Source organism: Kitasatospora sp. NPDC057223 (assembly GCF_042669755.1).
Taxonomy (GTDB): domain Bacteria; phylum Actinomycetota; class Actinomycetes; order Streptomycetales; family Streptomycetaceae; genus Kitasatospora.
Genome location: NZ_JBHUWW010000026.1, coordinates 63208 through 70861 on the forward strand (window position 1 = coordinate 63208; position 7654 = coordinate 70861).

General features: G+C 74.1%; 6 protein-coding genes. 3 read left to right on the plus strand and 3 right to left on the minus strand.

The window, feature by feature from the left end:
- The first annotated feature begins 131 nt into the window (after nucleotides 1–131).
- Nucleotides 132–2369 (plus strand): RecQ family ATP-dependent DNA helicase, encoded by a 2238-nt coding sequence (locus tag ACFUK0_RS13000; protein WP_380249265.1) that lies wholly within the window; start codon nucleotides 132–134, stop codon nucleotides 2367–2369.
- A 262-nt stretch (nucleotides 2370–2631) separates the two neighbouring features.
- Nucleotides 2632–3327 (plus strand): hypothetical protein, encoded by a 696-nt coding sequence (locus ACFUK0_RS13005; RefSeq protein WP_380249267.1) that lies wholly within the window; start codon nucleotides 2632–2634, stop codon nucleotides 3325–3327.
- Between the two features lie 88 nt (nucleotides 3328–3415).
- Here the strand turns inward: ACFUK0_RS13005 and ACFUK0_RS13010 are convergent, their stop codons facing one another.
- The 3 genes from ACFUK0_RS13010 to ACFUK0_RS13020 all read right to left on the minus strand — a co-directional run bounded on the left by ACFUK0_RS13010 (nucleotide 3416) and on the right by ACFUK0_RS13020 (nucleotide 5777).
- Complete coding sequence (locus tag ACFUK0_RS13010) at nucleotides 3416–3811, minus strand: hypothetical protein (RefSeq protein ID WP_380249269.1); 396 nt, start codon at nucleotides 3809–3811, stop codon at nucleotides 3416–3418.
- 430 nt (nucleotides 3812–4241) lie between these two features.
- Complete coding sequence (locus ACFUK0_RS13015) at nucleotides 4242–4925, minus strand: ribonuclease HII (RefSeq protein WP_380249271.1); 684 nt, start codon at nucleotides 4923–4925, stop codon at nucleotides 4242–4244.
- A 138-nt stretch (nucleotides 4926–5063) separates the two neighbouring features.
- Entirely contained in the window at nucleotides 5064–5777 is a 714-nt protein-coding gene (locus tag ACFUK0_RS13020; RefSeq protein WP_380249273.1) for a TetR/AcrR family transcriptional regulator, read from the minus strand.
- 313 nt (nucleotides 5778–6090) lie between these two features.
- Between ACFUK0_RS13020 and ACFUK0_RS13025 the strand changes: the two genes are divergently transcribed.
- Nucleotides 6091–7599 carry an MFS transporter gene (locus tag ACFUK0_RS13025; protein ID WP_380249281.1) on the plus strand — a complete coding sequence of 503 codons (1509 nt, stop codon included), beginning with the start codon at nucleotides 6091–6093 and terminating at the stop codon, nucleotides 7597–7599.
- Nucleotides 7600–7654 lie beyond the last annotated feature (55 nt).

Consider the following 7654-nt stretch of genomic DNA (forward strand, 5'->3'; position numbering starts at 1 on the left):
GCCAATATCACTCGCACGAGCGGGTTTTGACACCTTTTCAGTTTGGGAGAATTGCCGCGCCGGGCATTCTCCCGGCCGCCGGCGCGGCGGCCCGTTCGTCGTTTGTCGGCCCGACCCTGTTACATGGACGCATGGACCAGCCCGAGACCCACTCCAGTCCGAAGACCGACACCGCCGACACCGGCACCGGCTCCGGGGCCACGCCCCCGGAGCGGGCCGAGGTCCGGGCGCGGGCGGAGGAGGTGCTGCGCGAGCTGGCCGGCCCGGCCGCGACGCTGCGGGAGGACCAGTGGCTGGCGATCGAGGCGCTGGTCGTCGACCACCGCCGGGCGCTGGTGGTCCAGCGCACCGGCTGGGGCAAGTCCGCCGTGTACTTCATCGCGACCGCGCTGCTGCGCGGCCGGGGTTCGGGGCCCACCGTGATCGTCTCCCCGCTGCTCGCGCTGATGCGCAACCAGGTGGAGTCGGCCGCCCGGGCCGGTATCCGCGCCCGCACCATCAACTCGGCGAACACCGAGGAGTGGGACGAGATCCAGGCCGAGGTCGCGGCCGGCTCGGTGGACATCCTGCTGGTCAGCCCGGAGCGGCTGAACAACCCCGACTTCCGTGACCAGGTGCTGCCCAAGCTCGCCGCCTCCACCGGCCTGCTGGTGGTCGACGAGGCGCACTGCATCTCCGACTGGGGCCACGACTTCCGGCCCGACTACCGACGGCTGCGCACCATGCTCGCCGACCTCTCGCCGGGCGTGCCGGTGCTCGCCACCACCGCCACGGCCAACGCCCGCGTGACGGCCGATGTCGCCGAGCAGCTCGGCACCGGCACGACGGACGAGCACGCGCTGGTGCTGCGCGGCCCGCTCGACCGGGAGAGCCTCAGCCTCGCCGTGCTGTCCCTGCCCGACCCGGCGCACCGCCTCGCCTGGCTGGCCGACCACCTGGACGGGCTGCCCGGCTCCGGCATCATCTACACGCTCACGGTGGCCGCCGCCGACGAGGTGACCGCCTTCCTGCGGGAGCGCGGTTTCGCCGTGGCCTCGTACTCGGGGCGGACCGAGGACGCGGAGCGCCGCACCGCCGAGGCCGACCTGCTGGCGAACCGGGTGAAGGCACTGGTCGCCACGTCGGCGCTCGGCATGGGCTTCGACAAGCCCGACCTCGGCTTCGTGGTGCACCTGGGCTCGCCCGGCTCCCCGATCGCCTACTACCAGCAGGTCGGCCGCGCCGGGCGCGGGGTGGACCGGGCGGAGGTGCTGCTGCTGCCGGGGCGCGAGGACGAGGCGATCTGGCGGTACTTCGCCTCGCTCGCCTTCCCGCCGGAGGAGCAGGTCCGCCGGACGATCGACGCGCTGGCCGAGGCCGGACGCCCGCTGTCCACGGCGGCACTGGAGCCGCGGGTGGATCTGCGCCGGGCCCGGCTGGAGACGATGCTCAAGGTGCTGGACGTGGACGGCGCCGTGCGCCGGGTCAAGGGCGGCTGGACGGCGACCGGGGAGGCCTGGGCGTACGACACGGCCCGCTACGCCAAGGTCGCGGCGTCGCGTGAGGCCGAGCAGCGGGCGATGCGCGAGTACGCGTCGACCTCCGCCTGCCGGATGGAGTTCCTGCGCCGGCAGTTGGACGACGAGGAGGCCGCGCCCTGCGGGCGGTGCGACAACTGCGCGGGCCCGCGGCACACCGCCGACGTCTCCGCCGGGGCACTGGACACCGCCCGGGCGGCCCTCGGCCGGCCGGGTGTGACGTTCGAGCCGCGGCGGCTCTGGCCGACCGGGATGGACGCGCTCGGGGTGCCGCTCAAGGGCCGGATCCCGGCGGGCGAGCAGGCCGAGACCGGGCGGGCGCTGGGGCGGCTGTCCGACATCGGCTGGGGCAACCGGCTGCGCGCGATGCTGGGCGACCAGAGCCCCGACACGCCCGTTCCCGACGATGTGCTGAAGGCCCTCGTCTCGGTGCTCGCCGACTGGGCGCGCGGCCCCGGCGGCTGGGCGGGCCCGGCGGCGCCCGAGGGCGCCCGGCCGGAGCGGCCGGTCGGCGTGGTCACGATGTCCTCGGCCCGCCGTCCGCAGCTGGTGGGGAGTCTCGGCGCGCAGATCGCGTCGGTCGGCCGGCTGCCGCTGCTCGGCCGGATCGAGTACGCGCCCGGGCACTCGCCGCAGGGCGGGCGGAGCAACAGCGCCCAGCGGCTGCACTCGCTGGCGGGCGCGCTGATCGTGCCGCCCGGGCTGCAGGAGGCGCTCACCGCCGCGCCCGGGCCGGTGTTCCTGATCGACGACCTGGTCGATTCGGGCTGGACGGTCACGGTGGCGGCGCGACTGCTGCGCCGCGCCGGGGCGAGCGCGGTGCTGCCGCTGGTGCTGGCCGTCCAGGGGTGAGGCCGGGGCCACGGGCGGGGGCGGCGGGCACAGCAGGTGGCGGGGGTTTCCTCATCCACTGCGGCCTCAGCCGAATGGCGCTCCCGCCGCGGTGGAATATATCCGGCAGAAGGTCGGCTTTCGGGCGCCGTTCATCATTTCATCGTTGCCGCTCAGGTCCATCTGCCGTGAGAATTGGACCGTACCCCACGCCCGGTCCGACGGACCAGGCCTTCGGCGTACGCACGCACCCGCACACTCGGCGGGTCGGGGAAGGAGGATCGTGATCAACGGCATCGACCGAGGTCAGCGTCTCCTCGCCCAGGAAGGCGACCGCAGGCGCACCATCGACGTGGAGAGCTGGGCGGCGGCCGGCGTGCCGCTGCTGCGCGATCCGCGGGAGTTCGTCACCGAACTGCACCGGCGCCATCTGCCGCAGCCCGGCACCGTCGTCGTCACGGTCCTGAACGCGCTGCACCGCGTGACGGCCTCGGCGTCGTTCGTCCCCAGGCCGCACCAGAGCGACGGCTGGCAGCACCGGAACGCGATCCTCGCCCAGCTCCGCCAGGTGACCCCGCACGAGCTGCGGCGCGCCGCACCGGCCGGCACCGCCGTCCTGCTGCGCTGCCGGGAGGGCGCGGCCGGGTGGACGGAGCAGGACGGCGCCTGGATGTGGGCCCTGCGCGACGCCGCGGCCCTGCACGGGCTGCGCTGCGGCTCCTACCTCGCGCTGACCCCGACCGGCTGGCAGATCCTCGGGGACGGCCGCAGCGGGCGCAGCCCGCACTCGGGCTCCTGGGCGGCCGGGCCGGTGCACACCGTCACCGAGCTCCCGCCACGCCCCTCCCGTGCGGCACGGCAAGCGGCACAGGAGGCAGCACGGGACGCGGGACGGCCGGAGCCGCGGTCGCCGGAGCGAGCCTGGGCCCCGTCCGCGGTGGCCCCGGCGGAGACCGCCAGGCGCGCCGCGGGCCACTGACACCGGCCCGGCCCCGAGGGGCCGGGCCGCGGTGTCGGCGCGCCGGGGAGCGCCTGGCGGCGGCGCCCGGAGGCACCGCCGCGACAGCTCAGGCCAGGGCGGCCCGGGCGTCCGGGGTGCCCGGCGCGGCGCCGGCCGCTCCGGCGCCGCCGCACACGACCAGCAGTGCGCCGGCGTGTCCGAGCGCCTTGCGGAACGCCTGCTCGGCCCGGTCGGCGGAGCCGTCGTTGACGACCAGCACCACCACCTCCCGGCGGGCGGGGCGGGACAGCGCCGCGTCGGCGTAGAACACGTCGCCCCCGTCGGCGAGCTGCGCCCAGTAGCGCCCCTCACCGAAGGACAGCTCGTGCTGCTGCCACGGGTGCGGCTCGCCGACGGTCAGCACGAGGACGTCGCCGGGCCCGCGGCCGGACTCCAGCAGCTGGTCGACGGCTTCGTCGGCGCGCTCCAGGGCGTCGCCCGGCGAGGCGGCGACGTACTGCACGGCCGGCTCCGACCGGCGGGAGGCGGGTACGGGCGCGGGCTTGGGAACGCGGGCAGGCCTGGGCGGCGGCCCGGGCTTGACGGCCCGGGGCGGCGCCGGGCGCGGAGGCGCCGGGCGGGGCCCCGGCACGGCGGCCGCAGTGGCGGCCGTGGTCCGGGAGTTGGAGGGGTTGACGGCGGGAGACGCGCTGCTGGCAGCAGGCGTGCGGGGGGCTTGTGCGTCCGACTCGCGGGGGAAGGGAACGCCGGGGCCCGGGATGCTCTCGTGAATCTCCGGCTCCTCGGGGAAGACAGGCATACCCGGATATCTATCAAATGCCGCCCGATTGCGCACGACCGCCCCACCCCTTGGGCACCGCGCACCCACCCGCCGTGCGGCGGACACCCGCCCGCCGTGCCGTGGACGTCTCCCCGCCGGATCGGACGGACGCTCAGAACCCGAGGGTGAGCTGCTCGTCCTCCGGGGCCGAGGTCCGCCCGCGCTTGAGGTGGCGCCACTGCGGCAGCCCGTCCAGGTAGGACCAGGAGAGGCGGTGGTGCTCGGTCGGCCCCAACCGCTCCAGCGCGGCGCGGTGCACCGGGGACGGGTAGCCCGCGTTCTCGGCGAAGCCGTACGCGGGGTGGCCCTCACCGATCTCGGCCATCAGGCCGTCCCGGTGGACCTTGGCGAGCACCGAGGCCGCGGAGACGCAGATGCAGGACTGGTCGCCCTTGATCACCGTACGCACCCGCCAGGGCCCGCCGAGGTAGTCGTGCTTGCCGTCCAGGATCACCGCGTCGGGACGGACCGGCAGGGCCTCCAGGGCGCGGACGGCGGCCAGCCGCAGCGCGGCCGTCATGCCGAGTTCGTCGCACTCCAGCGCGGAGGCGTGGCCCAGCGCGTAGGCGGTGACCCAGTCGGCGAGCAGCGGCGCGAGCGCGGTGCGGCGGCGCTCGGTGAGCAGCTTGGAGTCGGTCAGGCCCTCCGGGGGCTTGCGCAGCCCGGTGACGGCCGCTCCGACGGTGACCGGCCCGGCCCAGGACCCCCGGCCGACCTCGTCGAGGCCGACCACCACCTCGGCACCGGCCCGGCGCAGCGAGCGCTCGACGGAATGGGTCGGGGGGACGACAGGCATCGGAGGATCCGTTCGGTTAGGTCTTCCTCAAGCCTACGGCTCCCGGGCCCGGCCCCGGATCGCGGTCCCCCGGGCCCGGGCGGGGCCCGGGAGCCGGTCCGCCCGGCGGAGCGGGCGCGCCGGAGTCGGCGCCGGGCGTCAGCGCCGGACCATCGGCAGCAGCACCTCGTCCACGAGCTCGGTGCAAAAGCCCGGGGCGAGCCGGCCGCCGCACATCTTCGCCCGGTACATCAGCATCGCGGGGGCGACGTCGGCGGTCATCGAGTTGGCCGCGCCCGGGCGGACGTCGCCCCGCCGTTCACCGCGCAGCAGGATGTCGAGGGTGGCGGCCTTGGTCGGGTTGACGACGCGGTCGACGACGAAGTTCCGGAAGACCTGGGCCTGGGCCTGGTCGTGGTCCAGTTCGTTCATCAGCGCGTGCACGGCGCTGCCGGCCCGGGACTCCAGGGCGGTGGTGAAACGGTCGATGAGCAGCAGCAACTCACTGCGGGCGGACCCGAGGTCGGGGATGTCCATAGGGGGTGGGAGAGTGGATTCGAGGGCGTCGATGACGAGTTCGACCTTGGACGCCCATCGCCGGTAGAGCGCTGCCTTCCCGGTCCGTGCCGCGCCGGCGACGCCCTCCATGGTCAGTCGTGCGTACCCGCCGGAGGTGAGTTGGTCGAGAGTGGCCTCGAAGATCGCCTCCTCCAGCTCCCGCCCGCGCCGGCGCATCGGCCGGCCGAGCGCGCCGGCCACACCGGCCGCCATACCTGCCGCGATCGCGCAGGCGGCGGGAACCGGTCTGGCTCCGGACGGCGGCACCGCGGGCGCCGGGCTGTCCGCTGCCTGCCGTCGCACCATCTGATCCATCGCCACCAACCTTAGAGAACGCTTGCGTTCACAAACATGCACCGGCTATCGTCCAGCGTAGTGAACGCCTGCGTTCCTTCATAGCCCGCGGCCCGAACCGGCCCACGGGCCTCGTCGCGGCGCCGCCCCGGCCTGGCCCCGGCTCGAATTCCCGACCCGACGACGACCTCATGACGACCCGATGGCGACCCGACGCCGAATAGTCGGCGCCTCGGAGCCGCATCCCGGAACCGCGACCCGGACCACAGCCCGGCCGCCGCGGAATCCGTTGAAAGTATACGAAGCAGTAGCCAGCAGGGGGCACATCTTGGCTATCTCCGACACGCTCAGCAAGAACTCACCGCCGCGCGCCAACAGTCGCGCGAAGAACATCACTCTCACCGTCATCGCGGCGACCCAGCTCATGGTGGTGCTCGACGCCACGATCGTGAACATCGCGCTGCCGAAGATCCAGGAAGCGCTGCACTTCTCCACCACCGACCTGTCCTGGGTGATCAACGCCTACACCCTGACCTTCGGCGGGCTGCTGCTCCTCGGCGGCCGGGCCGGCGACATCCTGGGACGCCGCCGGGTCTTCATCTTCGGCACGGTGCTCTTCGGCTTCGCCTCGCTGCTCGGCGGTTTCGCCCAGAACAGCGGCATGCTGCTGGCCGCGCGCGCCCTCCAGGGCATCGGCGGCGCGATCTGCTCACCGACGGCGTTCGCGCTGATCGCCACCAACTTCGAGGAGGGGCCGGAGCGCAACAAGGCGTTCGGCATCTTCTCGGCGGTGGCCGGCTCCGGCGCGGCGATCGGCCTGCTGGCGGGCGGCCTGCTCACCGAGTACCTCGACTGGCGCTGGGTGTTCTTCGTCAACGTGCCGATCGCGGTGCTGATCGCGCTCGCCGCGCCCCGCTACATCGCCGAGTCCGAGCGCACCTCCGGCCGGTTCGACCTGCCGGGCGCGCTGACCTCCACACTCGGCCTGGTGGCGCTGGTCTACGGCTTCATCCGGGCGGCCTCCGACGGCTGGTCGGACGGCCTGACGCTGGCCTCGTTCGCCGTCGGCCTGCTGCTGATGGCCGCGTTCCTGGTGATCGAGCGGCAGACCGCGCAGCCGATCACCCCGCTGCACCTGTTCGCCGACCGCAACCGCAGCGGCAGCCTCGTGATGATGCTCTGCCTGTCGGCGGCCATGTTCGGCATCTTCTTCTACGTCACTCTGTTCGTGCAGGGCCCGCTCGGCTACAGCCCGCTGCGGGCGGGCGTCGCGTTCCTGCCGATCAGTGCGGCGATCATCGTCGCGGCGCAGATCGCCTCCACGCTCCAGGTCAAGTACGGCCCCAAGCTGTTCATGGTCACCGGAGCCGCGCTGTTCACCATCGGGCTGAGCTGGCTCACCCTGCTGGACGCCGACAGCGGCTACCTGGACGGCGTGTTCGGCCCGACGGTGGTGTTCGGCTTCGGCATGGGCCTGATCTTCGTGCCGGCGATGCTGCTCACGGTCGCGGGCGTCGCCGACGAGGACACCGGCGCCGCCTCGGGCCTGCTGAACTCCGTGCAGCAGGTCGGCGGCTCGCTCGGCCTCTCCATCCTGACCACGGTGTTCGCCCGCGCCGCCGCCGACAAGGCGATCGAGCTGACGGCGGCCCTGCCCAAGGGCGTCGTACCGACCCCCGAGCAGCGGGCCGACGCGGCGGACAAGGTGCTTGCCTACGGCATCTCGCACGGCTTCGTCGTCGGCGCGGCACTGGCCGGGGTCGCCCTGCTGGTGTCCGTCTTCGTGATCAAGGCCAAGGCGAGCGACCTGCCCGCCGCCGGCACGGCAGGCGCCATCCTCTGACGAAACGTCACTGCAGAGAGCTCCGCACGACGGCGCCGGCCGGAGGATCCGATCC

Coding starts and splice junctions, on each gene's coding strand:
- ACFUK0_RS13020 (WP_380249273.1), bottom strand. CDS start 5,777: ATGGATCAGATGGTGCGACGGCAGGCAGCGGACAGCCCGGCGCCCGCG.
- ACFUK0_RS13000 (WP_380249265.1), top strand. CDS start 132: ATGGACCAGCCCGAGACCCACTCCAGTCCGAAGACCGACACCGCCGAC.
- ACFUK0_RS13015 (WP_380249271.1), bottom strand. CDS start 4,925: ATGCCTGTCGTCCCCCCGACCCATTCCGTCGAGCGCTCGCTGCGCCGG.